Here is a 24,745-nt window from a genome sequence, read left to right as displayed (position 1 = left end):
AAATGTGAATCACCACAGTAGTTTCCGCAGGAACCCCACGATTCGCGGGCAGGTCCGACGCCTCTTGCTCCCTTTGACCACCGTAGCCGCGATGGTGCTCGGTATGTTCGGGCTGGGAGCGGGGGGCGCGGCGGCCGACACCGTCATTGACACAATTCCGGTCGGAGATCAACCGATAGGGGTGGCGATCACCCCGGACGGGGCCCGCGCCTACGTCGCTGATGAGTTGGGTGATTCGGTGTCGGTGATCGAGACGGTCGGTAACACGGTCGTCGACACCGTCACGGTCGGGGACGGACCGTTCCTTGTGGCCATCACCCCGGACGGGTCCCACGTCTACGTCCCCAACCGTAATGACGACACGGTATCGGTGATCGAGACGGTCGGTAACACGGTGGTCGACACCGTCACCGTCGGGGGCTTCCCGACAGGGGTGGCGGTCACCCCGGACGGGTCCCACGTCTACGTCACCGACTTGGGTGACGACACGGTATCGGTGATCGAGACGGTCGGTAACACGGTGGTCGACACCGTCACCGTCGGGGACGGCCCGTTCGGGGTGGCGGTCACCCCGGACGGGTCCCACGTCTACGTCGCCGACCTCTTCGACGACACGGTATCGGTGATCGAGACGGTCGGTAACACGGTGGTCGACACCGTCACCGTCGGGGACACCCCGTCCGGGGTGGCGGTCACCCCCGACGGGTCCCACGTCTACGTCACCAACCTTATCGGCGATTCGGTGTCAGTGATCGACACCGGCACAAACACCGAAGTCGACACCATCACGGTCGGGGATTCCCCGCGCGGGGTGGCGGTCACCCCGGACGGGTCCCGCGTCTACGTTGCCGACAATGGTGGCGCTTCGGTATCGGTGATCGCGACCGCGACGAACGCGGTCATCGAGACTGTTGCGGTCGGGGACGGCCCGTTCGGGGTGGCGGTGACACCGGACGGGTCCCGCGTCTACGTCACCAACTCTTTCGACAACACGGTGTCGGTGATCGCCGTCGAGGAGTGCCTCGGGTCGCTGTGCATCGACCTCGGTTCGCTTACTGGTACAGGGTCCGGGGCCGGCAGCGTGTTCAGTTGACATCCGCACCGGGGACCCCGGTGACGGTGCCGCAGCGGCCGGGAGGATGACGCCGTCACTGGGGTTCGTCGGTGAGTTCGGCGAGTCGTGGGCTCGAGATCAGAGTGTGGTTGTTAGCCTGCCCTCGGCTGGTGATCGAAACTGGCTGCGGGCCGTCATCACTGCATGGTTGATCTTTTCGTTTCCCCTCTGGCAGGAGAGAAATGTGAATCACCACAGTAGTTTCCGCAGGAACCCCACGATCCTTACGCAGGCGCGGCGGATCGTGCTCGGGTTTATGTCCGTTGTCGCGTTGGTGCTAGGTCTGGCCGGGATGGGGGCAGGCGTGGCGGCGGCGGACACCGTCATCGCCACCGTCCCGGTAGGGGACTTGCCTCAAGGGGTGGCGATCACCCCGGATGGAGCGTTCGCCTATGTGGCCAACGCCAACGACAACGATGTGTCGGTAATCGACACCGGCACTAACACCGAGATCACCACCGTCGGTGTCGGGAACGGCCCGGAGGGGGTGGCGATCACCCCGGACGGAGCGTTCGCCTATGTCACCAACGTTGTCGACAGTGATGTGTCGGTGATCGACACCGGCACGAACATGGTGATCACCACCGTCGCGGTCGGGAACACTCCGGGAGGGGTGGCGATCACCCCGGACGGGGCGTTCGCCTACGTCGCCGATCAGGGTTCCGCCCAGGTGTCGGTGATCGACACCGGCACGAACATGGTGGTCACCACCGTCGCGGTGGGGAACTTCCCTCAAGACGTCGCGATCACCCCGGACGGAGCGTTCGCCTATGTCACCAACCTCATCAGTGGCAATGTGTCGGTGATCGATACCGGCACGAACATGGTGATCACCACCGTCACGGTTGGGGACGGTCCGTTCGGTGTGGCGATCACCCCGGACGGATCCCGCGCCTATGTCGCCAACTCTTTCGACGACACGGTGTCGGTGATCGCCATAGAGGAGTGCCTCGGGTCGCTGTGCATCGACTTCGGGTCATTGACGGGCAGCGGCTCGGGGGCCGGCAGCATGTTCAGCTGACACCCGCGCCGCGGTGAAGAACGTGTGCCGCCACCGACACGATCGCCGATGGTGCTCGCCTGTCCTGGTAGATGTGCGGTCTCTCACTGATTCCGGGGTCTGATCCGAACTGCGATTGTTAGCCTCATGTCAGCGTGTGGTCGGATCCGGTTCCCGGTTGTCGTACTTCATCGCCTGTCCGTCTTGTCGCCCTGATTCGGGAGAGAGATGTGAAACGGCTCAGTGGTTTTCGAGGTCATCGCACGGCGGGGAAGCGCGCCGCCAATCTGATGTTCTCGGTGACGACATTGTCGGCGATGGTGCTGGGTATGGCCGGGATCGGTATGGGCGGGGTGGCAGCGGACACCCTCATCGACACAATTCCGGTGGGGAACTTCCCGTCCGGGGTGGCGGTCACCCCGGACGGGTCCCGCGCCTACGTCGCCAACACCGGTGAGGATTCGGTAACGGTGATCGACACGTTCACGGATACGGTTGTCGACACCGTCGTGGTCGGGGACTTCCCCCGCGGGGTGGCGGTGAGCCCGGACGGCTCCCGCGCGTACGTCTCGAACAACAACAGCGGAACGGTGTCGGTGATCGAGACCGCCGGCAACACCGTGGTCGACACCATTCCCGCCGGTGGCGGCCCCTTCGGGGTTGCGGTGAGCCCGGACGGCTCCCGCGCCTACGTCTCGAACAACGACGACGGAACGGTGTCGGTGATCGAGACCGTGAGCCACACCGTGGTCGACACAGTCGGGGTCGGGATCTTCCCGAACGGGGTGGCGGTCACCCCGGACGGGTCCCGCGTGTATGTCGCCAACACCGGTGGCGATTCGGTGTCGGTGATCGAGACCGCCGGCAACACCCTGGTCGACACCATTCCGGTGGGCGACGGTCCTTTCGGGGTAGCGGTTAGTCCGGACGGGTCGCGGGTCTACACCGCCGATGGTTTGGACAATTCGGTGTCGGTGATCGAGACCGTGAGCCACACCGTGGTCGACACAGTCGAGGTCGGGATCTTCCCGCTCTGGGCGGCGGTCACTCCGGACGGATCCCGGGTCTACGTCGGCAACAACAACGGCGGAACGGTGTCGGTGATCGAGACCGTCGGCAACACCGTGGTCGACGTGGTCAACATCGGGGACGGCCCACTCGGGGTTGCGGTGAGTCCGGATGGAACCCGCGCCTACGTCACCGACGCTGTCCACGACACGCTGGCGGTGATCGATACCTCCAGCCACACATTGTCGACCCCGCCACCATCGGGGACGGTCCCCCCGGGGTTGCGGTGAGCCCGAACGGGTCCAACGCCTACGTCACCAACCATATGAACTCTACGGTGTCGGTGATCGCCGACGAGACGTGCTCCGGATCGTTGTGCTCCGACTCCTGATCGGTGACGGGCAGTAGTCAACCCGCCTGAAGGTGGTTCGACGGGCAGCGCCCTCATCTGTGACAACCACGCCGAAACAGTAAGGACGCCGCCACCCTGCGATCGTGGGTGGCGGCGTCATGTGGTTGCCGACTTGCATCTGCCGACGGCGACGTGGCAGCTCGTGTCCATCGTTGCCGCCCATTCACTTGATATGCAGCCTGCTGGTTGTGCGCGTCGTACGGCGGAACCGAGGTTTGACTCGAATTTGGTGTTAGCCTCCGATCGACGGGTGGTCGGATCCGACCACCAAGACCGCTCTGCATGGCCTGTCCACTTTGTTCCTACACGGTAGGAGAGAGATGTGAATTGGCACAGTGGTTTTCGAGGTCGACGCGCGGTCGGTGGGCGCGTCCCGCGTGTGATGTTCGGGGTGGCAGCTGTTTCTGCGATGGTGCTGGGTATGGCCGGAATCGGTGCGGGGGCGGTGGCGGCGGATACCGTTATCGACACAGTTCCGGTGGGGGGCTCACCTCTCGGGGTGGCGGTGTCCCCGTTCGGGTCCCGCGCTTACGTCGCCAACAATGCCGACGATTCGGTGTCGGTGATTAGAACGGTAGGGAACAATGTCGTCGACACCGTTCCTGTGGGGAACGGCCCCTTCGGGGTGGCGATCACCCCCGACGGGTCCCGCGTCTACGTCACCCACTCCGGAGGCGGCACGGTGTCGGTGATCGATACCACCAGCAACACCGTCGTCGACACCATCGCGGTCGGGGATGTACCTCGCGGATTGGCGGTGTCGCCGGACGGGTCCCGCGTTTATGTCGCCCACCTTTTCAACTTCACGATGTCGGTGATCGATACCACCAGCAACACCGTGGTCGACACCGTTCCGGTCGGTAACGGCGCGTCCGATGTGGGAGTGACCCCGGACGGATCTCACGTCTACGTCACCAATGCTTTCGAGGACTCGGTGTCGGTGATCGAAACCGCCAGCAACACCGTGGTCGACACCGTTCCGGTCGGCGACGATCCGTCCGAGGTGGCGGTGTCCCCGGACGGGTCCCGCGTCTACGTCACGAACACCCTGGATGACACGGTGTCGGTGATCGAGACCCCCGGGAACACGGTGGTCGACACCGTTCCGGTCGGTACTAGCGCGTTCGGGTTGGCGGTGACCCCGGACGGATCCCGCGTCTACGTCACGAACACCCTGGATGACACGGTGTCGGTGATCGAAACCGCCGGGAACACGGTGGTCGAGACCGTACCCGTCGGGGATGACCCTGCCTTCGTGGCGGTCTCCCCGCTCGGGTTCCGTGTCTATGTCACCAACTTTTCCGACGACACGGTGTCGGTGATCGCAGTCGAGAGGTGCTCGGGATCGTTGTGTATCGACTTCGGTTCGCTCACTGGCAGCGGCTCGGGCGCTGGCAGCGCGTTCAGCTGATTCGCGTACCGAAAGTCCCACGGTCGTCGTCACCGGTGACCTCGAGGTGGTGCCGTCACAGGGGTTCGTTGGTGACTTTCGGCGAGTCGTGGCCTCGAAAGCAAAGTGTAATTGTTAGCCTGCCCTGGGCTGGTAATTCGAGCTGGTTGCCCGCTGGCGTCACTGCATGGTTGATCCTTTCGTTTCCCTTCCGGCAGGAGAGAAATGTGAATCACCACAGTAGTTTCCGCAGGTACACCGCGATTCGTGCGCAGGCGCGGCGTCTCGTGCTCGGGTTGTTCGCCGTTGTCGCGATGGTGCTCGGTACAGCCTGGATGGGCGCCGCGACCGCTGCCGCGGATACCGTTATCGACACAATCCCGGTGGGGGACTTCCCGAACGGGGTGGCAGTGAACCCGAACGGGTTCCGCGCCTACGTTGCCAACGCCAGCGACGATACGGTGTCGGTGATCAGCACCCTCAGCAACACCGTGGTCGACACCGTTTCGGTCGGGCCCTTCCCGCTTGGGGTGGCGGTCAGTCCGGACGGGTCCCGCGTCTACGTCACCAACCGAGATGACGACACGGTGTCGGTGATCAACACCTTCGGCAACGCCGTGGTCGACACCATTCCGGTCGGCGACGACCCCTTCGGGGTGGCGGTCAGCCCGGACGGGTCCCACGTCTACGTCACCAACACTGGAGGTCCTTCGGTGTCGGTGATCCAAACCGTCGACAACACCGTGGTCACCACAGTCGGGGTCGGGAGCTTCCCTATCGGGGTGGCGGTCACCCCCAACGGGTCCCACGTCTACGTCACCAACACCGGAGGCGACACGGTGTCGGTGATCCAAACCGTCGACAACACCGTGGCCACGACCGTCGGGGTCGGAAATGGCCCGCTCGGGGTGGCGGTCACTCCGGACGGGTCCCGGGTCTACGTGGGCAACAACGACGATGGAACGGTGTCGGTGATCGAGACCGCCGGAAACAGCGTGGTCACCACCGTGGCGGTCGGGGTCGGCGCTGCCGGGGTGGCGGTCACTCCCAACGGGTCCCGCGTCTACGTCGCCGATACCGGTGATGATTCAGTGCCGGTGATCGAGACCGCCGGCAACAGCGTCATCGAGACCATCCCGGTGGGCGGGGCGCCAGCATTTGTGGCAGTCTCCCCATTCGGTAACCGTGTCTACGTCACGGACAGCGCCGACGACACGGTGTCGGTGATCGCCGTCGAGTGCTCGGGATCGTTGTGCATCGACTTCGGTTCGCTCACTGGCAGCGGCTCGGGCGCTGGCAGCATGTTCAGCTGATACCCACACCGAAACCCCAGTGCCGCCTCCGATTGTGAGGGTGGCGGCATCATTCCGCTCGTGCTTATGGACTGTCAGTGACGACTTCGGGTCGAACTTTCCGGAAGATACCCCGGCCCACCGGAATGTTTTCCGGCTACCGTGATGGGGAATGTTCTTTGTATCACCGTACGAGGAGCGTCTATGACCGCAATCGGATACCTCCGGGCACTCTTGGTCGCCGCCATTGCCTCATCAAGCGTGTTCAGCGGGGTGGCCGCAGCGTCAGCAGACGGGTGGCGAGCCCTCCCAGTAGACAATCCGGTATCAGCAGGTGGATCTGCTCTCGACCACATCGAAGTGGTCAACGACCGTCAACTGAATATGTACGTTTACTCGGCAGCGATGGAGAGGGTGATCCAACTCGAGGTGATCCGTCCCGCAGACACCAGTGTTCCCCGTCCAACGTTGTACCTACTCAACGGTGCCGGCGGTGGTGAGGACGAGGCAACCTGGCAGGCCAAGACAGACGTGGTCAACTTTTTTGCCGACAAGAACATCAATGTCGTCACCCCTATCGGCGGTGCGTACAGCTACTACACCGACTGGCAGCGGCCCGATCCAGTCTTAGGCCTCAACAAGTGGACTACGTTCCTCACGCAGGAACTTCCCCCGATAGCCGACGCTGCACTGGGTACGAACGGGGAGAACGCCATCGCAGGACTGTCGATGTCGGGCACCTCGGTACTGGGTCTGGCTGAGGCCGCCCCTTCGTTGTATCGGGCGGTCGGCGCGTTCAGCGGGTGTGCGGAGACCAGCACGCCCCCCGGCATGAATTACGTCGAGTTCGTCGTCAGCGCCCGTGGCGGCGATCCCGCGAACATGTGGGGACCGCCTGGCGACCCGCTTTGGGTGATGAACGATCCCGTTGTCAACGCTGAGAAGCTACGTGGCATCAATCTGTACATCACGAGTGGAACCGGGCTGCCCGGTCCTCATGAGACCCTCGACGATCCGGGTGTCAACGGAGATGTCGGGGCGCTTGCCAACCAGGTGGTAGCGGGGGGAATCATCGAGGCTGGTGTCAATTCGTGCACACACCAGCTTGCCAACCGGCTGAACTCTCTGGGAATCCCGGCCACCTACGATTTCCGACCCACCGGCACTCACTCCTGGGGCTACTGGCAAGACGATCTGCACAGCTTCTGGCCCATACTCACCGAGTCCCTCTCGGGAACCTCCTAGAAGCCGATGGCGATGCGAACTCGATGCGGCCTGTCTTGGAACAGGCGATAGTTGCTTCACAGGATGGTTAGCACGGAGGAATCGGCCAGAACACCTGTGTGGCAATCGGAATCAATCACGGCCGCATGACCTCGACGAACCCACTCCGACACCCATTAGCATGAGACTGGTGAACGCAGAATTCGACCGAGTGATGTCGGCAAAATATGTCTTGCTCACCACGTTTCGGAAGGATGGCACCCCGGTGGGGACGCCGTTGTGGGCAGCTGCCGACGGTGACCGCTTGCTGATGTGGACAGTGACCGCCTCGTACAAGGTCAAGCGCATCCGTCGGAACTCGGAGGTTACGGTCGCGGCGTGCGACGCCCGAGGCAATCCGAAGGGGTCCGAGGTTCCTGCCCGGGCCGTGATTCTCGATTCCGTTGAGACCGATCATGCGCGCGATGCGATCGCCCGTAAGTACGGCATTGTCGGCTGGCTGACGATGAAGGGCAGCCTGATTCGCCGTGGGAAGTCAGGGACGATCGGATTGGCCATCACCCCCGAAGACCGGTAGTCGATTTGCTGCGACCAGCACGTATTGGGTGGGACAGAAACCACCGATTAAGTCCGGGTCCAGCACTCGATCGCCTCGACCGAATCGCCCCACGACACGGTGGGACAAAAACCTTGGACAAAAGGGTATGGGACAAAATGACGTGGCTCACGAGTTTTGTCCCGTACCTTCTCTATAGCGGATTTTCCGCGCCGGCCCTGCACCGATAGACCCCCTGGACGCTCGGAAACGACACAAGTGACGACACAGAACATGGATAAATCGGACATTTTCAGCCCGCGGCGTGACGGCGGCGGCAGCAAACTCGGGTACTGCCGGGTGTCAACCGGCATGCAAAACACAGACTTGCAACTCGACGCCCTCCGAGCCGCTGGGTGCTGGCGAATCTGGACAGATCACGCGTCCGGTGCGAAGCAGAACCGCCCCGAACTGCAGAAGCTGTTCGAGCACCTACGTCCCGGTGACACCCTGGTCGTGTGGCGGCTCGACAGGCTGGGACGTTCGCTCCTGCACCTGATCAAGCTGGTAGGAGAACTCGAGGCCAGGGGGGTGCAGCTCGAATCGATCAACGACAAGATCGAAACCTCCACTCCCGGGGGCAAGTTGATCTTTCATATCTTCGCCGCGATAGCAGAATTCGAGCGCAATCTGATTCGTGAGCGCACCGAGGCCGGGCTGATTGCGGCCCGTGAGCGGGGCCGGGTCGGTGGGCGACCGCGCGCCGTCGATGACACGAAGGGCAGCTACATCCGCTACCTGTACGGGCAGGGGATGTCGAAGAAGCGCATCGCCGAGGAGATCGGGGTGTCCACCAAGACCATCACCCGATACTTCAAGTCGCTCGAGGAGAACGACTTCGACGACGATGACGACGTCGAGTTGGGTGGGGGACCAGCGGGAATTGGTGTCTGACCAGCTGATCCGATCGTCAGACCGTAGTTGAAGTAGTCGGTTCAAAGGAGTTCCGAACCAAGATATCTCGTGATTGGTTCTGCGCAATGCTCGTCGAGTTTGCGCCCGACTCCCGGGTGGCGCCGCCACCGGATGACTCCCGTCTTCCACAGGGGTGATGGTCGACGAATCAGAGATAGCTAAACAATTGCTATAAGAAATGTTGATTACTTGAGTTTGTTTGCTCAGATGTCCATCGGCACCGCATGAGCCGATAGCGTGAAACGCATTAGAATTCCAAGTTGCGGACTTTTTTGGGGCTTGATTGATGGTAGTTTCAGAATCCAACGGTGCTTTCATGTTGGATTTTCCGAATGCGGCAAACGATTCCTGCCCGGCGGCCGAGTTGTTTCGGAATACTAGTTTCGAGCGTCGACCCGTCATGTCTGCTGACCCGACAGGCTTCGGGCGCAAGTCTGGTCCTTCAGGACCTTCGATAGCCGATCCTTCTCTAGCTGGGCCTCCGCTACTGCCGGCGCAATCTTCGGGGGAAGGGCTTTCGGGTGAGTTCACCAGCCTCTCCAACTATTTACGTGCGCAACGGTTTCGGACCGTGCGGCACCCAGTGATGGATGGCCTACATCGAGATAGGAGCATGGTCACCCTGGTGTCGTGCAGTGCGCCGAACACGGGTATAGACGGCCCGGTGTCGGATGTATGCCACGGAAGGCCCGTTCGATTCACGCCGTGCAGTGCATTCGTCGGCTATGTCGGTCTGTGATCCTGGGGCCGTTTCCCGGAGCCGCGTTTCGACAAGTGCAACGCCGCGATACGACGTCCGTCCATCTCGCTGACGGTGAGGCGGTGGCCGTCGACCTCGACGACGTCCCCGAGTCGGGGAATCCGTTGCAGGCTGTGAAGCACGTATCCGGCGATGGTCTCGTAGGGCCCGCCGGGAACCGTTGTCCCGGTGTCCTTCTCGAAGTCCTCGACGAGAAGCATCCCGTCGATCTCCCATTCCTGCCCATCTTCGTCGACGGCATTGGATTCGGACAGCGGCGCGAACTCGTCGCCGATCTCGCCGACGACCTCCTCGACGATGTCCTCGAGGGTCGCGATGCCCGCGGTGCCCCCGTACTCGTCGACGACGAGGAGAATCTGCGCGCTGCCGCGGCGCATCAAGGCCAGCGCGGAGAGTACTGGTTTGGATCCGGGCAGCGCGAGGATCGGTCGGCACAGATCCTCGACGGTGGGGACCTCTACCGGATCAGCTAGTTGGAGATCACGGACGTGGACGAAGCCGACGACATCGTCGAGAGAGGTATCGACGATGGGGAAGCGGCTGTGAGCCATGGCCAGGGCCTCGGCCCGCGCCTTACGGACCGGGGTGTCCGCGGCGAGGAAGTCCACCTCGGTCCGTGGCCGCATCACCTCGTTCAGGGTCCGTTGGCCGACGTCGAACACTTCGGCGAGGACGCGGCGCTCCTCGTCCTCGATCCCACGTTGACCGAGGACCAGTTCCCGCAGCTCGGCAGGCGTCATCTCCTCCCTCTTGCGGGACGGGTCCTCGCCGAGAAGACGAACGAGTGCGTTGGTCGAGACCGACAGCAGCCAGATCACCGGACGAACGAGTGTCGCGAATCGGTCTAGCGGCGGCGCCGTCACCAACGCCACCCCGGTGGCGTTCTGCAGAGCAATGCGCTTGGGGACGAGTTCACCAAGTACCAACGACAAGTACGCGATCACAAGAGTGGTAAAGATCAGCGCCACTGCGTCCGCAGCCGCGACCGACATCCCCCAACCCCGTAACACCGGGGCGATGCTCGGGGCGAGCGCCGCGGCGCCGTACGCCGCGGAAAAGAAGCCGGCGACGGTGACGCCGATCTGCACCGAGGAAAGGAAGCGGTTCGGATTCCGGGCCAGACCGGCCGCTCGCGCACCCCGGCGACTGCGATGCGCGAGGGCGTGAATCTGACCCTCCCGCAGAGACACCAGGGCAATTTCGGTCGCAGCGAACACCCCGCCGAGCAGGATGAACGCCACTACGAGAATGAAGTCCAGGAGCGTACTGCCTGTCACGGCCAACACCGCCGATTCATGGGTCGGTGGCGGTTCATGTCCCTTTCACCTCGCCGAACGCAGCTGCGTTCACACCTCAAGACTATCGCGCACCGGGTGGGTCCGGTTCCACATCCGCGAAGAGTTTTCGCAGCCTTCGGCACGCACGCTTTGGTTTTGCGCGCGTCTACGGTGACCGTCGGGTTATCACGCTACTAGCGCCAGCACGAACACCGCGAACGTGGCGACTCGCGCGATGCCCGGCAGATGAACCGCTCCGGCTCCACGCGAGATCGCCACAGCGGAACGCCCCGAGGTAGACAACCCTGATCAGGCAGGGCTAAATGAAATCACCAGCAAAACAACGTAATTCAGCGCGTCTGTCTACTTGCGCCCCTCACGGACGGGCCTCGATGCCTGGCTCGAGCGACACTCGGGCTCAGTTCACCGATGGGCGAGGGTTGTCCGGACCATTCGTGCGATCGCGCATCTCGAGAAAGACAGTGCCGGATTCGAGGTCGAGTTCCTCTCCTGTGGCCGAATCTACTCGGGTCAGTCTCTTGCTTTCCCGTTCTTGCACAACGTTATGCGTCGAGGGTGAAAAGAGGGTGTCGATGTACTCCAGTGCCCCGGACAGGCCACCGGTCCCCTTCTTCTTCCGCCAGTAGATCCACCCGCGACGTTCCGCCCACAACCCGAGTTGGTCGAGAGCAAGGGCCCCGGCCACTGCCACTGCAACTACCAAGACCGTGACACCCACCTGCAGGCCCCTCTCCAACTGGACTACGTCCTTCTCACTCTATCCCGATGAACGCCAACGTGTTGTAACCCGGCAACCGCCAAATGACCAAGAATGCGAAATTCTCGCGAGAAAATGACCCGACTCATTTCCATCGACTCGGCGAACGTTCCGATATTTCTACAAATGCAATTGACGAGTTCTACATGACGTGAGCTCCAATGCAATCTAATTTGCGGTAAGAAGACGCATTGTCGTGGGGATAAATCGCGCACATCGAGACCTGGAATGTAGATTGCTGTGTAATAGCTCATTCTCTTAGATGCAGCGAGGCTCCCACTCCGCTATTGAGAAGGCGTGATTGCGTCGGTGTGAGGGTCATCGACCGATGGCACGAACGGTCAAGACAGGTCGGTCTCCCAGCGAACCTGTCAGAGCCGCGTCGATCTTCCGGTCGTTTGCAGCCGCGACGTTCGTCCCCGCTTCACGTGCTGGAGGCTGGAATTCGGTGTCTTCAGAGCGCCTTGCTGACCGACGACATGTGGAAGTCCGGAATGCGCAATGGTGGCATGGCGGTTCGGGTGAACCAATCGTTCCACTCGCGGGGCAGGGTCCGTTCGGTGGCACCGGCCTGGGTGACTCGGCGGAGCAGATCGAGTGGGCTCTCGTTGAACCGGAAGTTGTTCACCGAGGCCGTAATCTTGCCGTTTTCGATGAGGTAGACGCCATCCCGGGTCAGTCCGGTCAGTAGCAGCGCGGCGGGGTCGACCTCCCGGATGTACCAGAGGGTGGTCAGGAGCAGGCCTCGTTCGGTCTCGGCCACCATCTGATCGAGCGACAGCGAACCCGCGGCGTCGAGGATCAGGTTGTCGCCCGGTACGGCCACATCTGCGCCGAACTCCTTCGCTGCGGCTCGCGGGTACGCGAGCGCGTTCACGGTACCGTCGCGTACCCAGTCGACGCGGCCGGTGTCCATCCCGTTGTCGAAGACCGACAAGGACTCGGACGACGATCCTGCGGTGACGAACGGCGCGTATTCCAACCCGGGCTCGACCGGGTTGGAATACAGCGTGAGGGGGAGCGTGGTCAACCTTTCCCCGATCCGGGTGCCTCCGGGAGCCGACAGTGCAGAACGCCCCTCTTCTGCGCCCCGGCCCTCCATCGCCCACATCAGGCAGATCATGAGGTCCGCGACGGCGGAGGGAGGAAGGACTGTCTCGAAACGTCCGGCCGGCAACTCGACCCGGGTGCTCGCCCAGTCCAGGCGCGTCGACAGTTCGTGCAGCATCTTCCCGCAGGCAACATCCGTGAAGTCCTTGGTGCTGGTACCAACCCAGGCGCTGGCATCGCCTCGCTTGCCGTTGATCTCGACGGACCCGGTGGGCTGAACCACTCGGCGGCGGATCCCGGTAGACGTGCCGAGCCAGCTGGTGTGAAGTCGATGGTGGGCGAAACCGTAGAGTTCGTCCGTACGGTCGAATCCCATGCTCAGGTCCCGCGCAAGTTGCTCGAATGCGCTGATCTCGGTGTGCTCGGCACCGTCGTCCCAGCTGTCCTCGGCCGTGGTGCCGGTGAGCAGGGGCATCGAGTCGGATGCGGGTCCGGCCGCTCTGGCGGCCAACTCGGCGGAGCGCACGACCGCGTCGATATCGGCGGAATTCACGCTGGTCGAACTGACGATGCCCACTCGCGCGGTCTCGCCGTCCCTGACGATCGAGACAACCGTCCAGCTACGTGAGGTAGACACGCCGTTGGTCGTCATCGAGTTGCGTGCCCATCGCAGAGACGCCTCACTGGCATCGGTGACGATGACGATGGTCTCGTCGACCGTGGCCCTGGAGAGAACCCGCTCGATCAGTTGCTGCGGTGCGATCATCGGCCACCCTCCGTCTGAGTGTTCAGTACGTTGACGCGACGGAATAAGGCGGACGGGCAGCCGTGACTGACGGCCGCGATCTGTCCGGGTTGCGCCTTGCCGCAGTTGAAGGCCCCACCGAGCTGCCAGGTGGACGGACCGCCGACCGCCTCCATGGATCCCCAGAAATCGGTGGTGGTCGCCTGGTATGCGACATCGCGGAGTTGCCCGTCGAGTCTTCCACCACGGATTCGGTAGAACCGTTGGCCGGTGAACTGGAAGTTGTACCGTTGCATGTCGATCGACCAGGACTTGTCGCCGACCACGTAGATACCGTCCTCGACGCCGGAAATGAGATCCTCGGTGCCGCGATCGGTCACGGGATCGGGCCCGAGTGAAACATTGGCCATCCGCTGAATGGGCACATGATGGGGAGAATCGGCGTACGAGCAGCCGTTGGAGCGGTCCAGCCCCAAACGCGTCGCGAACGCCCGGTCGAGCTGGTATCCGACCAGTACTCCGTCGGCGATCAGATCCCACGACTGAGTCGCGACTCCGTCGTCGTCGTATCCGATCGTCGCGAGCCCGTGCGGCACGGTTCGGTCGGCGGTCACGTGCATGATCGGTGTCCCGTAGTGCAGGGTGCCCAGCTTGTCAGGGGTGGCGAATGAGGTCCCGGCGTATGCGGCCTCGTAGCCGACAGCACGGTCGTACTCGGTGGCGTGCCCGATCGACTCGTGGATGGTCAACCACAGGTTGGTCGGGTCGATCACCAGGTCGGTGGGGCCGGCCACCACGGTCGGAGCCTTCACCTTCTCAGCCAGCAGTCCCGGGATGCGTGCCAGTTCGTCCGTCCAGTTCCAGGAGCCGTCCGTCGCGACATACTCCCACCCGCGCCCGACCGGTGGCGCGAGCGTGCGCATCGTCTCGAACAGGCCGGCCGAATGGTCGACGGTGGTGGCCTCGAGTTGCGGATGCAGTCGCACTCGTTGCTGGACGATCGACGAGCCGGCGAGGTCGGCGTAGAACGTCTGCTCCTTGACCTGCAGGCAACCAGCGGTGGCGTGGTCTACACCGTCGGATGCGAGCAGCTTGCGGGAGTATTCGCGCAGTAGCGAAATCTTGTCCTCGGCCGGAACTTCGAACGGATCGACCTCGTAATCCGACACCCAGCTGACATCGGTGTATACGGGCTCAGCAGCGAGTTCGACGTGTTCCCGGCCGAGACCGCGCAACGTCCGAGCCACGACCACCGCCTCCCTGGCTGTCGCAGCAGCGGTCTCGGGCGTCAACTCGGCATGTGAGGCGAACCCCCAGGTGCCATCGATGAGGACGCGCACCGCGAACCCGAGTTCGCTCGAGTCGACCGCCGACTGCACCTCCCCGTCGCGTAGTCGCAGAGACTGACTGGTCAGCCCGTGCACGCGTAGGTCGGCGTGCGAGGCACCCGCCGACCGCGCCGCCGACAGTGCTGCATCCGCCAGCGAACGCAGTGGGAGGGCAAGGAATTCCGGATCAACCTGTCGAGGAGCCGTCACTTCGACCACGGTAGTCCGGCATCTAGCCGAACTGTTGCCAGCCCAACCTGATCACCATGACGATCACCACCACCAGCAGGGTGATCCGGACGAACCCGGCACCCTTGGTCAACGCCATTCGAGACCCGACGACGGCCCCGATCACGTTGCACACCGCCATACTCAACCCGAGAACCCATATCACGTGCCCAGTGGCAGCGAAGAGCACCAAGGCACCGAAGTTCGACCCGAGGTTGATCACTTTCGCCATCGCGGCGCTGCGTACGAACTCCGTACCGAGCAACGTCGCGAAACTGATGATGAGAAACGTCCCGGTTCCCGGCCCGAACAGTCCGTCGTAGAATCCGAACAATCCCGCTGCGAGCAGCACGACTGCGATGACTTTCCGCCGGGTCGGCCGGTCCTTCGCGAGCGTGATACCAACTTGTGGGCGGATCGTGACGAACACGGCGACGCCGACGAGCACCACCATGATGAGCGGGATGAACAGATCTTTGTTGATCCGCGACACCGTGGCCGCGCCGAGTGCCGATGTCACTGCCGCCAGCAGGAAGGCCGGACCGAGAAGTCTCCAGTTCATCGAGACGCGACGCGCGAATGTGTAGACAGCTGCCGAGGTTCCGGTGAACGCGGTGAGTTTGTTGGTCGCCAGAGCCGCTTGTGGCGTCAACTGCGGTAGGGCGAGGAACAGCGCAGGTAGGAGGATCAGTCCGCCGCCGCCGACCACGGCATCGACCCATCCGGCGGCCACTGCAGCCGTGAGCAGTAGCGTCCAGTCACCCGCGTTCATGGTGGATGACTCAACCACACCCTGATCGGGGTCCCTAGGCTGCATCCATGCGGAGATTCAGTCTGTGGCTGCGAGGTAGGCCGACGGTCGCGGACTCGATGTTGGCGGCGATTCTCCTCACGCTCGAGGTGCTCGTCTTCACGGCATCGGACCACACCTCCGCCTGGGTGCAGCTGATCATGGGCCTGTTGTTGTGCCTCCCGATCGTGTGCCGCCGTACCTATCCACGTACGGCAGCCGGGGTCATCCTGGTCATGTCGATCACGATCACCCTCGTCAGCTACTCGATCGATGACCTCGACGCTCAGCACCCCGGGCTGTTCGCGCTCGCTGTGGCGCTCTACACCCTTGTCGCCTACGTCGGTCGATACGTTGCCGCCCTGTTCGCGGTGGGTCTCGTTGTCGATTCTGCGCTGGCGATCGGGCTGCTCAGGCAAGAAGCGACCGTGACAGGGGTGATCGCGTTGCTGATCTTCGCCCTTTCCTGGATCACGGCGGAATTTCTCGGTGCCCGGCGGGCGTACGACGAGGAGGTGGCCGCTCGGCTTGCCGTGGCAGATTACGACCGGGATCGCCGCGCCGAGGATGCGGTTGCCGCCGAACGGACACGCATCGCGCGGGAATTGCACGACGTGGTCGCGCACGCAGTGAGCGTGATGATCGTGCAGGCTGACGGCGCCTCTTACGCGGTGGGGACCAACCCGGACGTCGCCCGACAGGCATTGGCGAACATCGGGACCACCGGTAGGGAAGCTCTCGCTGAACTACGCCGAACCGTGTCCTTGCTGCGCACAGAACCGGCGACGGACGACATGCCCCAGCACGGCACCGCCGGCCTCTCCCGCTTGGTCGACATGATGCGCAGTGCGGGACTGCCGGTCGAGTTGGAGTTGACCGGGCAGTTGGACGACATCAGTCCCGCAGTCAGTCTCGGTGTGCACCGAGTGGTTCAGGAGTCGCTGACGAACGTATTGCGGCACGCCGGGGAGCGGCCGAGGGCGAAGGTCCGGGTGCGGCGTCGCGACACCGATGTCCTGGTCGAAATCATCGACAACGGCAACGCATCGGGCCTGTTCTCGTTCGGATCCGGCAACGGACTCCTGGGTATGCGTGAGCGGGTCGCGGTCTTGCAGGGCACGCTCGAAGCGGGGCGGCAAACCGACGGGAGTTGGCGGGTGACCGCGGAGTTACCGCTCGAAATACGGGACTGAGGAGTCGTCGTCAATCCGTTTCCGGCGGAGCCGACTCGCTGGTCCGTCCGGACTCGTCCGACGAATCGAGGACGCTCACGGTGACACCGTAGGGGAGGAACCGAACCGACCTCTGCGGGTCCGTGTTGTGCCTGTGCGCTCGGAGTGCGTCGAGTTCGGTTGCGAAGACCTGCTCGACACGGGCAAGACCGTCGGCGTCGACGGTATAGATGGCCCATACGCCGTCGCCCGCTTCGCCGGCGGTTTCGGGCTCCGGGGCGGGACCAGGCGTCTTGGCGATGTCCGCGAACAGCCCGGTCCACGGGATCTGCGAATCTGCCTGATCGAGGAACTTCGCGATCCGGTCTTTGACGCTACGCAACTCCTCGCCCGCTTCTCGGATCACGCGGTCGAGATCGTCGGGGTCGAACCCGAACGGGTTGCTGTCGCCCATCATTTCCTCCTCAGCTCGGTGGGGCACCCCAGTGTGGTCGTGAAATCCGATCGGTGCCAGGACGGATCCCCGACATAACGCGTCGGTCCGGGCAGTTGTCAACTGTCGAACTCTCCCGGTGGGGGAGTCCATTCGCTGATTTGCACGTTATCGACAAGATCAGCGAGGGAATACGGATCGTGCCGGAACAGCCGTGCAACGGATTCCTTGTCCTTGGCGTCGACGACCATAACTGTGCCGCTGCCGTCGCCCAGCGGATGCATCGAATGCAGGATGTGGCGCCGGGCGAGTTCCGCGAGCCAGGCATGATGATCGGTCCGGTGATCGTCGCGACCCGAGGACTTTTCCGGGCTGTAGGTGTATTCCACAGCGAAGAGGGACATCATCATCACGCTTCTCGGAGTTCGTTGCCGGTGCTCAGCCTCGGTCGATGTAAGACTCGAGCTGGTCACGTTCGGTCTGAAGTTCACCTATCCGGCTCTTGACCACGTCTCCGATGCTGACGATGCCGACCAGGCGCCCGTCCACGATCACCGGCAGATGCCGGATTCGGCGCTCGGTCATGGTTTCGGCAAGACTGTCGACTGTGTCGGACGGGACGCAGGCGTAGATCGCGGTGGTCATGATGTCCGCGACCCGTGCATCCAGGACCTCGCGACCGCGCTCGTAGATTCGGCGTACCACGTCGCGTTCGGTCACGATGCCGGCGACGGTGCCTTCCTCCATCACCACGAGCGCACCGACGTTGTGCCTGGAAAGTTCGCCGATCAACTCACCGACCAACATCCCGGGATCCACCGTCACAACCGCCGGGCCCTTGCTGCGCAATATATCCGCGATTCGCATCTGGATACCCCGATCCGAGCGCTCGACACTACCGGACACCTCGATCATAGGTGGATTTCGCGCCCACGACGGCGATTCTCAGGTCACCATGCGGCACCATCCACCGGTAGCGCGGTGTTAGGTTTGCGCCTGTGCCGATCACCGTACTTCTCGTCGACGACCAGGAACTGATGCGGATGGGCCTCACAATGGTGCTCGACGCTCATGACGACATCACCGTCGTCGGCGAAGCCGGCGACGGAGCGGCGGCATTGGTCGCGGTGCGCAAACTTCAACCCGACGTTGTTCTGATGGACGTCCGAATGCCCGTAGTGGACGGTGTGAGCGCTACCGGCCAGATCGTCGAGTCGGGTGTTTCGAGTCGGGTGCTGGTGATGACAACCTTCGACCTCGACGAGCATGCCCTCGGCGCGTTGCGTGCCGGGGCCAGCGGATTCCTACTGAAAGACACCCCGCCTGAAGATCTGGTGTCTGCCATTCGGAGTGTCGCAGCAGGCGATGCGGTGGTGTCGCCGCGAGTGACTCGACGGCTGCTGGAGTGGTTTCTGGACAAGGATCCAGCGCCGAGCCGAGACCCTGAGATCCTGGACGCGCTGACCGAGCGCGAACGGGAAGTGCTGCAAGTAGTCGCTGCCGGACTGTCGAACTCGGAGATCGCGGAACGACTATTCCTGTCCGAGTCGACGATCAAGTCCCACGTAGGGCGGATTCTCACCAAGCTGAATCTCCGGGACCGGGTGCAGGCTGTCGTGCTGGCCTACGAGACCGGCCTGGTAAGCCCCGGGGCCACGCGAAAGCGAGCAGCCGAGGCGACTCGGTGAGAGAAGAGGCACGGTATCGATCGCGGCTCCGGCTGGCTGAAAGACGCTCTGGCTACCTGTGGTCGGGAGAAAATCAGGGCTGCCGGACGTTGAACGATCAGACGTTGGCCGCGAAGGCTCTCGTTGAACCGGCCATCCGAAAGGGGGCGTGATGTACGCCGCACTGTTCCTGTTGTATGTCGTGGTGGAGGTCGCCGCACTCGTCCTGGTCGGGAACGCGATAGGCGTGTTGTGGACGGTGCTGCTCCTGCTCGGTGGAACGCTGATCGGTCTTCTGTTGATGGGTTCACAGTGGCGCAGGGTGATGGAAGGATTGCGCCTCGCCGCGAGTGGGAAGGGTTCGCCCGGTGCCGCAGTTGCGGACGGTGCGCTCGTCGCACTGGGATCCGTGCTCATGTTCGTTCCCGGCCTGGTCACCTCCGCGATCGGGCTGCTCTTTCTCCTGCCGCCCACCCGTCGGCTTCTTCGGCCGGTTGTCGTCTTGTTGGGCGGTAGCCGCGCCGCGGCCTTCACAGCTGGGGCGGGTGCCTTCACGCGGACAACCCGACACGGATCGGGGCAGGTGGTAGACGGCGAAGTCGTAGAGGAGGTATTCGAGGACCAGGCGTTCGAGGGCAGGGTGATCGAGGGGCACGTCAGCGATGCGGAGTCCCGAAACCCCACCCGTGATCCGGACGGTCGGCCGTAGGAGGCAGACTGCTTGCCCGTGAGTACACAACTGCTGGTGGGCGCTCGAATCTACAGTTCCCATGCCCCAGATGCCACGTCGATGGCGGTGACCGACGGAATCGTGTCGTGGGTCGGTGACGAACGTGCCGCCCGTGCCCTCCATCCGGGGGCGGACGTGGTCGACCTGGACGGCGCCTTCGTCGCGCCTGCATTCGTCGACACGCACGTACATATCACCGCGTTGGGGCTGAACATCGTGGGGCTCGACCTCGTCGGGGTCGGTTCGCTTCGCGAGTGCCTCGACCGGCTGTCTTCCTTCGCCCACCTCCACCGCGACGCCATAATCTGGGGGCACGGCTGGGACGAAACGACCTGGCCGGAGGGCGTGCCCCCGACCACGTCCCAGTTGGACGAGGCCGCACCCGGACGCGCGGTGTACCTGTCGAGGGTCGACGCCCACTCTGCGGTGTGCTCGACCGCGCTGCGGCAGTCGATTGCCTCATTGCCCGACGCCGCCGGGTACTCACCAGAAGGTCCACTGACTGTCGAGGCGCACCATGCTGCCCGCACTGAAGCGCGCTCTCTGCTGACTACCCGTCAACGGTCCGCTGCCCGTGCCGCGGCACTCGACGCCATCGCGTCCCGCGGCGTGGTCGCGGTGCACGAGTGCGGCGGTCCCGACATTTCCGGGCTCGACGACTTTCGTGAGCTCCTGGCCACCTCCCACGGCGTCGAGGTACGCGGCTACTGGGGCGAGGCCGTTGCGGATGCCGACGAGGCCCGCCATTTGCTCCAGTCCACGGGTGCCCATGCACTCGGCGGCGACCTGTTCATCGACGGGTCCGTCGGTTCGCACACGGCATGGCTCGGTGAGCCGTATGCGGATCAGAGTGGCAGTACCGGCAAGAGCTACCTCGGGGTCGCTGAGATCGCAGATCACATCCGGGCCTGTACTGTCGCCGGGATCCAGTCGGGATTTCACGTGATCGGTGACGCCGCCGTTGCGGCAGCGCTCGACGCCTTTGCGCTCGTCGTAGACGAGTTGGGCGGTCCTGCGGTCGCGGCGCTGGGGCACCGACTCGAACACGCAGAAATGATGAGCGACCGGGACGTGGCTCGAATGGCATCGTGGGGTGTGATCGCGAGCGTTCAACCCGTCTTCGATGCCTTGTGGGGCGGCACGGAGGGCCTGTACGCGCGACGCCTCGGAGCCGAGCGCGCCCTCACTCTCAATCCGTTCGCGAAGGCCGCGTCCGGCGGGGTGCCGCTGGCGTTCGGGTCCGACGCGCCCGTGACCCCGGTCGAACCGTGGGCGATGCTCCGTGCAGCGGTGCACCACCGCGCCCCGGCCAGCGGGATCTCGCCGCGCGCCGCGTTCTCCGCGGCCACCAAAGGAGCCTGGCGCGCCGGGGGAGTCCGGGACGGGGTTGCGGGAACACTGAATCCGGGTGCGCCCGCGTCTTACGCGGTATGGGATGTCGGTGAACTGGTCGTCGACGCCCCCAAGGATTCGGTGCAGCGATGGTCCACCGATCCACGGTCGCGGGTCCCGGCCCTGCCTCGTCTCGATGACGCACCCGCACCAGTATTGCTGCGATCGGTGCACCGGGGGAGTGTCGTCTATGAGCGTTAGGGACAGCACTGTGCATGGCTGGACCACCGGAGTGCGCGGCGTGTTGTTGCGCTGCGCGTTGTCCGTGTTGGCCGGATTCTTGGTGTTCGCCAGCTTCCCGCCGCGGCCGCTGTGGTTTCTCGCGCCGATCGGCATCGCTCTACTGACACTGGTCCTGACCGCCGGGGCGGCGCCGCGACGTCTGCGCGCCGGGTTCGGGTACGGCTATCTCGCCGGACTCGGCTTCCTCATACCACTGCTGCCGTGGATCGGGGTGTATGTCGGCCCCCTGCCATGGCTGGCGCTCGCGACCATCGAGTCGCTGTTCATCGGCCTGTTCGGGCTGCTGGCCGTGCTCGTGTCCCGGTTGCGCTGGGCGCCGCTGTGGATCGCGGCGTGCTGGTCACTCACCGAGTGGCTTCGTTCGAGTGTTCCGTTCGGCGGCTTTCCGTGGGGCAGGTTGGCGTTCGGGCAGCCGGAGGGATGGCTCCTGCCGGTGGCGAGTGTCGGTGGCGCCCCGCTGCTCAGCTTCGCGGTGGCGCTGACCGGCGTCGGCCTGGCGTCCGTTGTGATGGCGGTTCGCGCCCGAGCCGGCGGCGCCGAAAACTGGAGGCGCACCCTCGTGGGCGGTCTGATTGCCGCCCTCGCGGCGCCGGTCCTGTCGTCGGCGCTCTGGCCGACGCTGCCGGGTATGGATTCGGGGTACCGAACGATCACCGTCGCCGCCGTTCAGGGCAGCGTCCCCAGATTGGGACTCGATTTCAATTCCCAACGCAAGCAGGTCCTCGACAATCACGTGAACCGAACCCTCGAGCTCGCCGCGGACGTCGCGTCTGGGTCGGTGCCGCAACCGGATATCGTCGTCTGGCCCGAAAACGCCTCCGACATCGACCCGTTGCGCAACGCTGACGCGGCCGCGGACATCTCGCGCGCCTCCGATGCGGTCGGCGCACCCATCCTGGTGGGGGCGGTGCTGGCCAACTCCGACGGAACCGCCACGAATTCGGTGATCGTGTGGGACGGATACTCGGGACCGCAGGAGCGGCACGACAAGAAGATCATCCAACCGTTCGGCGAGTACCTGCCCTACCGTGGCTTCTTCGAGCACCTGTCGCCCTACGCGAATCAGGCGGGCAATTTCGTTCCCGGTCACGGCGACGGAGTGGTTCACGCGAACGGTGTCGCCGTAGGTGTCGCGACCTGTTACGAGGTGGTCTTCGACCGGGCGTTCGAGCAGTCGGTTCGCAACGGGGCCGAAATCTTGGCCGTCCCGACGAACAATGCCACATTCGGTGACACCGAGATGACCTACCAGCAACTCGCCATGTCGAAGGTGCGGGCGGTCGAGCACGGGCGAGCGGTCGTCGTGGCCGCGACGAGCGGCGTAAGCGCGATCATCGCCCCTGACGGTTCCACGGTGGAGCAAACCCCCCTGTTCGTACCTGACGCGTTGGTGGCGCAGGTTCCGTTGCGCACCGAGCTCACCTTGGCAAGCCGGCTGGGCCCGGTTCCAGAGGTTCTTCTCTGCGTCGGCGCACTCGGGGCTATCGCTTTCGCGGTGGTACAACGGCGTCGCGGTGTTCGTGCGAGAGTCGCCGGCACGGCGGCCGACGACTCCGGCAACCGATCCGGCTCTTGACGGATCTCTCTTCTGCGGGAGGAGGATTGCACTCTCGCCCGTTCGTCGTTCGTTGACGTAGACCTCGGATGATCACGAACTCGGGGCGTCGGCCGATTGATGCTCACCGTGAGGGAATACACAGGGCAGGCGAAGAGTTGCACAGATCACGAGCGTTTGCCCCCTCGTTCAACTAGGGTCGGCGTTTCGTACCCGGGTGTGGCTGCTCCGCAACCCGGGTGTCAACTTTCGTACCCCAGGTATGAAAGTGAGCGGAAGAGGAGACCGCGCCCTTGACTCCGACGTACCGACTAGTAAATTGGAAGCCGTCATGGGACCTGCCTCTCGAGCCAATATGCGGGCATGAAATGCAGGTCATGCGTGGTTTCTTCGACTGCGTGTTCGGGGCGTGACACTCAAAGCTTTGTATGCTCGAAATGCAGCGCGCCTACGTTCAACAGATCGGAGTTCTCGAATGGGTTCTGTCGAGACGAGTACCACCCCGCTGGCGAACATGAGCGCGTCCACGTCGAATCGGTTTGCCCATATGCGTCGAACGCCGCCCCGGATATACCGAGGCGGCGTTCATAAAGTTCAGCGACCCGAGTCAAGCTCCCCGACGCTTCGCCTTGAGCAGGTCGAGACGTTCCTTGAGCAGGTCTTCCAACTCTTCCTTGGAACGGCGCTCGAGCAGCATGTCCCAGTGGGTACGCGGCGGCTTGACCTTCTTGGCCTCGGGTGCAGTGCCCTCGATGAGGGTTCCCTCGAGCCCGTTGCGGCACAGCCACGTACCGGGGATCTCGGCGTCGTCAGCAAAGGGAATGTCGAAGACTTCTCCGTTGTCGCACCGATACTTGGCCATCCGACGGGGCGCGAGGTCGTGGTCACGGTCGGTTTCGTAACTCACCGCACCGAGTCGGCTCCCTCGAAGTACGCGATCTGCCATGGTTGTGTCCTCTCGTCGTTCGTCTCCCCGCGAGCACGCCTGGGTCAGAACCAAGCGTTCACACTCATCTACAACGTCATGACTTCTCGATTGGTTCCCGCACGCTACGCAGGTGCAACCCCGCAATCGTACCGGGCGGTTGCGACGGTGCCGAACAGTAAGGTGGGTGATTATGAACAGCGCTTCCCGCAGAACGGACTCCTGCGTGTGGTGCGGACGGCAAGTGGCGGAGTCAGGGATCGGTCGGCGCCGCCGGTATTGCCGTCAATCCTGCAGGCAGCGCGCCTACGAGCAACGCAACCAGGTCAAGGGCACGAGCATTCCCCCCGATGCCGTCGTGCTCACCCCCGCAGAAGCATCCGCCATGGTCGATCGGGTCTTCCAGGTCCGATGTGCCGCAGAGGACGTGGCAACAGCCGTTGCCGAAGGAGCGACCGCGACCGAGGTGGAGTCACTGTGCGCCGAACTCGTGAAGATTGCACGTGAGGCCGAGTGTTTCCGCTGAACCCCGGTTGCGGGCGAGGCAAGCAAACGACGCACCTACCAGACCTGTCCTACTGTGGCGGACATCGTGTCGACATCAATTCCTGAACAAACATCACGAATTTGTGAACGCCGGGCCTACGCGTGCAGCACGATCAATAAAGCGTGTGACACCGGTGACTGTTGATCCGTCACACGCGCAGAACTTGCGCATCCAC

Annotated in this window: 23 protein-coding genes; 14 read left to right on the top strand and 9 right to left on the bottom strand. The window is 63.7% G+C overall.

Going from position 1 to position 24,745, the window contains the following annotated elements; all coding sequences use genetic code 11:
- Positions 1-4: 4 nt before the first annotated feature.
- From AB0I57_RS08795 to AB0I57_RS08760, 8 genes are all read left to right on the top strand, one after another.
- Positions 5-1,093: a YncE family protein gene (locus tag AB0I57_RS08795; protein WP_358332664.1), complete on the top strand. Its 1,089-nt coding sequence runs from the start codon at positions 5-7 to the stop codon at positions 1,091-1,093.
- 205 nt (positions 1,094-1,298) lie between these two features.
- Positions 1,299-2,135, top strand: coding sequence for a beta-propeller fold lactonase family protein (locus AB0I57_RS08790; RefSeq protein WP_358332661.1), 837 nt, complete (start codon positions 1,299-1,301; stop codon positions 2,133-2,135).
- Between the two features lie 209 nt (positions 2,136-2,344).
- Positions 2,345-3,412: a beta-propeller fold lactonase family protein gene (locus AB0I57_RS08785; protein ID WP_358332658.1), complete on the top strand. Its 1,068-nt coding sequence runs from the start codon at positions 2,345-2,347 to the stop codon at positions 3,410-3,412.
- Positions 3,413-3,856: 444 nt separating this feature from the next.
- The gene (locus AB0I57_RS08780) at positions 3,857-4,945 is read left to right on the top strand and encodes a YncE family protein (RefSeq protein ID WP_358332655.1); all 1,089 of its coding nucleotides are present in this window, start codon (positions 3,857-3,859) and stop codon (positions 4,943-4,945) included.
- A 206-nt stretch (positions 4,946-5,151) separates the two neighbouring features.
- Positions 5,152-6,237, top strand: coding sequence for a YncE family protein (locus tag AB0I57_RS08775; RefSeq protein ID WP_358332652.1), 1,086 nt, complete (start codon positions 5,152-5,154; stop codon positions 6,235-6,237).
- 183 nt (positions 6,238-6,420) lie between these two features.
- Complete coding sequence (locus AB0I57_RS08770; RefSeq protein WP_358332650.1) at positions 6,421-7,461, top strand: alpha/beta hydrolase family protein; 1,041 nt, start codon at positions 6,421-6,423, stop codon at positions 7,459-7,461.
- Between the two features lie 160 nt (positions 7,462-7,621).
- On the top strand, positions 7,622-8,017 hold the full coding sequence (locus tag AB0I57_RS08765) for a PPOX class F420-dependent oxidoreductase (protein WP_358332647.1): 396 nt from the start codon (positions 7,622-7,624) through the stop codon (positions 8,015-8,017).
- Positions 8,018-8,254: 237 nt separating this feature from the next.
- Entirely contained in the window at positions 8,255-8,929 is a 675-nt protein-coding gene (locus AB0I57_RS08760; RefSeq protein ID WP_358332644.1) for a recombinase family protein, read from the top strand.
- 744 nt (positions 8,930-9,673) lie between these two features.
- Here AB0I57_RS08760 and AB0I57_RS08755 read toward each other — a convergent pair.
- From AB0I57_RS08755 to AB0I57_RS08735, 5 genes are all read right to left on the bottom strand, one after another.
- On the bottom strand, positions 9,674-10,987 hold the full coding sequence (locus AB0I57_RS08755) for a hemolysin family protein (RefSeq protein ID WP_358332641.1): 1,314 nt from the start codon (positions 10,985-10,987) through the stop codon (positions 9,674-9,676).
- Between the two features lie 418 nt (positions 10,988-11,405).
- Positions 11,406-11,726 carry a DUF6191 domain-containing protein gene (locus AB0I57_RS08750; protein WP_358332638.1) on the bottom strand — a complete coding sequence of 107 codons (321 nt, stop codon included), beginning with the start codon at positions 11,724-11,726 and terminating at the stop codon, positions 11,406-11,408.
- A gap of 493 nt (positions 11,727-12,219) precedes the next feature.
- Complete coding sequence (locus tag AB0I57_RS08745) at positions 12,220-13,581, bottom strand: metallopeptidase TldD-related protein (protein WP_358332635.1); 1,362 nt, start codon at positions 13,579-13,581, stop codon at positions 12,220-12,222.
- Complete coding sequence (locus AB0I57_RS08740; RefSeq protein WP_358332632.1) at positions 13,578-15,098, bottom strand: TldD/PmbA family protein; 1,521 nt, start codon at positions 15,096-15,098, stop codon at positions 13,578-13,580. The genes AB0I57_RS08745 and AB0I57_RS08740 overlap by 4 nt, the downstream gene beginning before the upstream one ends.
- A gap of 22 nt (positions 15,099-15,120) precedes the next feature.
- Positions 15,121-15,888: a TSUP family transporter gene (locus AB0I57_RS08735; RefSeq protein ID WP_358332629.1), complete on the bottom strand. Its 768-nt coding sequence runs from the start codon at positions 15,886-15,888 to the stop codon at positions 15,121-15,123.
- Positions 15,889-15,935: 47 nt separating this feature from the next.
- Between AB0I57_RS08735 and AB0I57_RS08730 the strand changes: the two genes are divergently transcribed.
- Positions 15,936-17,099, top strand: coding sequence for a histidine kinase (locus AB0I57_RS08730; RefSeq protein ID WP_358332627.1), 1,164 nt, complete (start codon positions 15,936-15,938; stop codon positions 17,097-17,099).
- A gap of 10 nt (positions 17,100-17,109) precedes the next feature.
- Here the strand turns inward: AB0I57_RS08730 and AB0I57_RS08725 are convergent, their stop codons facing one another.
- The 3 genes from AB0I57_RS08725 to AB0I57_RS08715 form a co-directional block, all read right to left on the bottom strand.
- Positions 17,110-17,532, bottom strand: coding sequence for a hypothetical protein (locus AB0I57_RS08725; protein ID WP_358332624.1), 423 nt, complete (start codon positions 17,530-17,532; stop codon positions 17,110-17,112).
- Between the two features lie 98 nt (positions 17,533-17,630).
- Positions 17,631-17,915: a YciI family protein gene (locus AB0I57_RS08720; protein ID WP_358333310.1), complete on the bottom strand. Its 285-nt coding sequence runs from the start codon at positions 17,913-17,915 to the stop codon at positions 17,631-17,633.
- A 34-nt stretch (positions 17,916-17,949) separates the two neighbouring features.
- Positions 17,950-18,378 carry a CBS domain-containing protein gene (locus AB0I57_RS08715; RefSeq protein ID WP_358332621.1) on the bottom strand — a complete coding sequence of 143 codons (429 nt, stop codon included), beginning with the start codon at positions 18,376-18,378 and terminating at the stop codon, positions 17,950-17,952.
- Between the two features lie 131 nt (positions 18,379-18,509).
- Here AB0I57_RS08715 and AB0I57_RS08710 point away from each other — a divergent pair, with 131 nt between their 5' ends.
- The 4 genes from AB0I57_RS08710 (at position 18,510) to lnt (ending at position 23,119) form a co-directional block, all read left to right on the top strand.
- The gene (locus AB0I57_RS08710; protein WP_358332618.1) at positions 18,510-19,199 is read left to right on the top strand and encodes a response regulator transcription factor; all 690 of its coding nucleotides are present in this window, start codon (positions 18,510-18,512) and stop codon (positions 19,197-19,199) included.
- Positions 19,200-19,350: 151 nt separating this feature from the next.
- A complete protein-coding gene (locus tag AB0I57_RS08705) occupies positions 19,351-19,887 on the top strand; it encodes an FxsA family protein (RefSeq protein WP_358332615.1) in 537 nt (178 codons plus the stop codon).
- A 12-nt stretch (positions 19,888-19,899) separates the two neighbouring features.
- Positions 19,900-21,501 (top strand): amidohydrolase family protein, encoded by a 1,602-nt coding sequence (locus AB0I57_RS08700; RefSeq protein ID WP_358332612.1) that lies wholly within the window; start codon positions 19,900-19,902, stop codon positions 21,499-21,501.
- On the top strand, positions 21,491-23,119 hold the full coding sequence (gene lnt, locus AB0I57_RS08695) for an apolipoprotein N-acyltransferase (protein WP_358332609.1): 1,629 nt from the start codon (positions 21,491-21,493) through the stop codon (positions 23,117-23,119). The genes AB0I57_RS08700 and lnt overlap by 11 nt, the downstream gene beginning before the upstream one ends.
- Positions 23,120-23,705: 586 nt before the next feature.
- Here the strand turns inward: lnt and AB0I57_RS08690 are convergent.
- Positions 23,706-24,044 carry an RNA polymerase-binding protein RbpA gene (locus AB0I57_RS08690; RefSeq protein ID WP_070380723.1) on the bottom strand — a complete coding sequence of 113 codons (339 nt, stop codon included), beginning with the start codon at positions 24,042-24,044 and terminating at the stop codon, positions 23,706-23,708.
- A 172-nt stretch (positions 24,045-24,216) separates the two neighbouring features.
- Here AB0I57_RS08690 and AB0I57_RS08685 point away from each other — a divergent pair, with 172 nt between their 5' ends.
- Positions 24,217-24,549 carry a hypothetical protein gene (locus tag AB0I57_RS08685; RefSeq protein WP_358332606.1) on the top strand — a complete coding sequence of 111 codons (333 nt, stop codon included), beginning with the start codon at positions 24,217-24,219 and terminating at the stop codon, positions 24,547-24,549.
- The last annotated feature ends 196 nt before the right edge of the window (positions 24,550-24,745 follow it).

This window comes from Rhodococcus sp. NPDC049939, assembly GCF_040656415.1.
In the GTDB taxonomy this organism is placed as follows: domain Bacteria; phylum Actinomycetota; class Actinomycetes; order Mycobacteriales; family Mycobacteriaceae; genus Rhodococcus_F.
This window is presented reverse-complemented; position numbering and strand designations above follow the sequence as displayed.

Bases quoted from the DNA above. Each gene is read 5' to 3' on its own strand.
- AB0I57_RS08770 (WP_358332650.1), top strand. From the start codon at position 6,421: ATGACCGCAATCGGATACCTCCGGGCACTCTTGGTCGCCGCCATTGCC.
- AB0I57_RS08765 (WP_358332647.1), top strand. From the start codon at position 7,622: ATGAGACTGGTGAACGCAGAATTCGACCGAGTGATGTCGGCAAAATAT.
- AB0I57_RS08745 (WP_358332635.1), bottom strand. From the start codon at position 13,581: ATGATCGCACCGCAGCAACTGATCGAGCGGGTTCTCTCCAGGGCCACG.
- AB0I57_RS08735 (WP_358332629.1), bottom strand. From the start codon at position 15,888: ATGAACGCGGGTGACTGGACGCTACTGCTCACGGCTGCAGTGGCCGCC.
- AB0I57_RS08730 (WP_358332627.1), top strand. From the start codon at position 15,936: ATGCGGAGATTCAGTCTGTGGCTGCGAGGTAGGCCGACGGTCGCGGAC.
- AB0I57_RS08725 (WP_358332624.1), bottom strand. From the start codon at position 17,532: ATGGGCGACAGCAACCCGTTCGGGTTCGACCCCGACGATCTCGACCGC.
- AB0I57_RS08720 (WP_358333310.1), bottom strand. From the start codon at position 17,915: ATGTCCCTCTTCGCTGTGGAATACACCTACAGCCCGGAAAAGTCCTCG.
- AB0I57_RS08715 (WP_358332621.1), bottom strand. From the start codon at position 18,378: ATGCGAATCGCGGATATATTGCGCAGCAAGGGCCCGGCGGTTGTGACG.
- AB0I57_RS08705 (WP_358332615.1), top strand. From the start codon at position 19,351: ATGTACGCCGCACTGTTCCTGTTGTATGTCGTGGTGGAGGTCGCCGCA.
- lnt (WP_358332609.1), top strand. From the start codon at position 21,491: ATGAGCGTTAGGGACAGCACTGTGCATGGCTGGACCACCGGAGTGCGC.
- AB0I57_RS08690 (WP_070380723.1), bottom strand. From the start codon at position 24,044: ATGGCAGATCGCGTACTTCGAGGGAGCCGACTCGGTGCGGTGAGTTAC.
- AB0I57_RS08685 (WP_358332606.1), top strand. From the start codon at position 24,217: ATGAACAGCGCTTCCCGCAGAACGGACTCCTGCGTGTGGTGCGGACGG.